Genomic DNA, 2,713 nt, shown 5'->3' with positions numbered 1-2,713 from the left:
GGGCCAACCCTTGGGGCCGCCTCCCTCCTTGCCGCTCAAGGCCAGTCTCTGGGACAGGTCGCCCTCGTCATGCTGCTCTTTGGCCTCGGCGCGGCCCTGCCACTGGCCGTAATCGGCCTGGCGTCACGTGAGGCGCTGATGAAATGGCGCCGGCGCATGCTGACTGCCGGTTCGCTTGGCAAGATGCTTCTCGGCGGCTTTCTGCTGGTGATTGGTGTGGCGGTCGCCACCGGGCTGGACAAGGTTCTAGAAGCGGCACTGGTCGAGTTATCGCCTCAATGGCTGACCCGGCTGACAACCAGTCTTTGACACGCCCGCTCAGCACGATGTGATCCGGAGACGCGCCGATTATGCTCGCAGCTGCCGCACCTTCGCCTAGTCTTGCGCAAATGCCCGCACCTGCCGGACCCGGCCTTGCGGCAACGGCGTGCAAGCGGGCATCAGGGGAGGCGGGCGTGACCGGCGATGCAGATGCCAAGCTGAGAGCCCTGATGGTGCTCGCGCAGGGCGGTGACAAGCCGGCCTACCGGGCGCTGCTTGAAGTCGTGAACACACAGCTTTCGGCCTATTTCCGCCATCGGCTGAAGGAAGACCCGGCAAGTGTGGACGACCTCGTTCAGGAGACGCTGATCGCAATCCACACCAAGCGCTCCAGCTATGATGCGCGCCACGCCTTCGGGCCCTGGCTCTATGCGATCGCGCGCTACAAGCTGATCGACCATTACCGCCGTCGCCGCGTTCGCCGCACCGAACCGGAAAGCGCAGCCGGAGAGGTGGCCGATGAAACAGACGACACGCGCGCAGCGATGGCACGGCTCGACCTCGAAATCCTTCTTGCGCGCTTACCCGCTGGCCAGGCTGAAGCCATACGCCGGACCAAGGTGGAGGGCTTGAGCGTCAGCGAAGCCGCGAGCGCGATGAAAATCAGCGAATCCCTTGTGAAGGTGAACGTGCATCGCGGCCTGAAAGCCGCATCCGCCCTTCTCGGACTGAAACAGGCAGACAAGTCATGACAAACCGGATCGACGATTTAGTGGACGGGCTGGAACCAGCCCCGGCCCGTAGCGCCCCTGCCGTCTTTGGCGGCCCGCTGGCGCTGGCAGGTATCGTTGCTCTTGCAGGCGTCATGGTCCTGCTGGGGCCGAGGCCGGACATGGGATCAGCCATTTCCGGACTGCCCTTCTGGATCAAGCTCACCGTGCCGGGTCTGGTGGCGGGCGGGGCCGGGCTCGCGCTTGCCCGCCTGTCCCGACCGGGACTGAGCGCAGGCACCGGATTGATCGCCGTTGCGGCGGTTATGGTATCCCTGCTGGCCGCCGCACTGGTGAACCTTGTGATGATGCCTGCAGAGCTGCGCTTGCCCGCACTCATGGGATATTCCGTCACCAAATGCCTGATCGCTGTCAGCGCCTTTGCCATCCCGTTCCTGCTGGCCGGTTTCTGGGCCCTGCGGCGCATGGCTCCGGTCCGGCCGCGCCTTGCCGGGTTTGCCCTTGGGCTTGTCGCGGGCGGGTTGTCCGCTGCCGTCTATGCCCTTTCGTGCGGCGAGGACTCCCTTGCGTTTATTGCAAGCTGGTACCAGCTCGCCATGTTGGGCGTGGCGGGCCTTGCCGCGCTGTTAGCGCCGCGCATTGTGCGCTGGTAGCAAACCGCATGCACGTCTGCAGTTTGTGAAAAACCTGCGCCCGCTTCACCGGGCGGATCGCGACGCTTTACTGACTGCCTTACACGCAGACTGGAACAGGCGATAGGGGAGCCATCCCCTATGTGCGGTGCAGCACGCAATTATCATTTGCCGTGCCGGACGATGCGGCCCTAACGTTGCTGCCACGAGAGTCGGGGCAGGGCAGAAATGAGCGATAACGCGCAGACCGCACGCATACTGCTCGTCGAGGACGACGATACCGAAGCCGAGCTGTTTGCGGGCATGCTGGTGCGCAAATCGCCGCAATGCACCGTCGAGCGGGCCTCCAGCGGGCGCGCGGCAATCGAGATGCTCGAAACTGGCCCCCTGCCCGATTGCGTGGTGCTGGATCTGCGCCTGCCCGGCGAAGACGGGATCTGGATCCTTGAACGCCTGCTTGATCAGCCCGAATGGCGCACCATCCCGGTCATCGTGTTTTCCGGCGATGTCTCGCGGCTGGGACCGGCCTCCAGCCAGTATCCCAATGTCGCCTCCAGCGTGCGCAAGCCGCACAGCCTTGAGGAATACGAGGCAACCTTGCTCATCGTCTGCGCCATTGTCGGCGCCACGCTGTCAGCCTGACAGGCTCTGATCAGGCAGTTCGGGCGAGCAGTTCGTCCTGTGGCAGGCTGTCCTGACGCAGACCTGCGCGCCGCACGGCATCTTTCAGCTCCAGCCGCATGCGGTGCGCCTCAATGGCGTGCATGACCGCATCAGCCAGATGGCCAAGGAGGCGAATGTCCTTCTGACCCAGTTCGCGCGGCTTTCTGTCGAGGACACACAAGGTTCCAAGCGCAAAGCCATCACCGTCGATCAACGGTGCTCCGGCATAGAAGCGGATGAAGGGCTCGCCTGTGACGAGCGGATTATTCACGAAGCGCGCGTCTTTCGTCGCATCCGGTATCACCATCGGCTCATAGCCTTCGATGGAATGGCTGCAGAAGGAGACCTGACGGGGCGTCTCGCTCAGGTTCACGCCCAGCGCAGCCTTGAACCACTGGCGCTCCGCATCGACCAGCGACACAAGCG

The 2,713-nt window shown here is 64.0% G+C and carries 4 protein-coding genes and 1 pseudogene; 4 read left to right on the top strand and 1 reads right to left on the bottom strand.

Annotated features, from left to right (window positions below; genetic code table 11):
- From ACTS2Z_RS04410 to ACTS2Z_RS04395, 4 genes and pseudogenes are all read left to right on the top strand, one after another.
- Window positions 1–309, top strand: a pseudogene (locus ACTS2Z_RS04410) (cytochrome c biogenesis protein CcdA); the annotation flags it as partial.
- Window positions 310–455: 146 nt separating this feature from the next.
- The gene (locus ACTS2Z_RS04405; RefSeq protein WP_442572015.1) at window positions 456–1,013 is read left to right on the top strand and encodes a sigma-70 family RNA polymerase sigma factor; all 558 of its coding nucleotides are present in this window, start codon (window positions 456–458) and stop codon (window positions 1,011–1,013) included.
- A complete protein-coding gene (locus ACTS2Z_RS04400; RefSeq protein ID WP_442572014.1) occupies window positions 1,010–1,645 on the top strand; it encodes a DUF1109 domain-containing protein in 636 nt (211 codons plus the stop codon). Before ACTS2Z_RS04405 ends, ACTS2Z_RS04400 begins: the two co-directional genes overlap by 4 nt.
- 207 nt (window positions 1,646–1,852) lie before the next feature.
- The gene (locus ACTS2Z_RS04395) at window positions 1,853–2,266 is read left to right on the top strand and encodes a response regulator (protein WP_442572013.1); all 414 of its coding nucleotides are present in this window, start codon (window positions 1,853–1,855) and stop codon (window positions 2,264–2,266) included.
- Between the two features lie 10 nt (window positions 2,267–2,276).
- Here the strand turns inward: ACTS2Z_RS04395 and ACTS2Z_RS04390 are convergent.
- A partial coding sequence (locus ACTS2Z_RS04390) for a GAF domain-containing protein (RefSeq protein ID WP_442572012.1) occupies window positions 2,277–2,713 on the bottom strand: 437 nt, incomplete at its 5' end.

The organism is Glycocaulis sp. (genome assembly GCF_052168375.1).
Classification (GTDB): Bacteria; Pseudomonadota; Alphaproteobacteria; order Caulobacterales; family Maricaulaceae; genus Glycocaulis.
The sequence above is the reverse complement of the archived record's forward strand: the minus strand, read 5'-3'. Positions and strand labels throughout refer to the sequence as shown.

Excerpts from the sequence above, each read along its gene's own strand:
- ACTS2Z_RS04400 (WP_442572014.1), top strand. The coding sequence starts at position 1,010 with ATGACAAACCGGATCGACGATTTAGTGGACGGGCTGGAACCAGCCCCG.
- ACTS2Z_RS04395 (WP_442572013.1), top strand. The coding sequence starts at position 1,853 with ATGAGCGATAACGCGCAGACCGCACGCATACTGCTCGTCGAGGACGAC.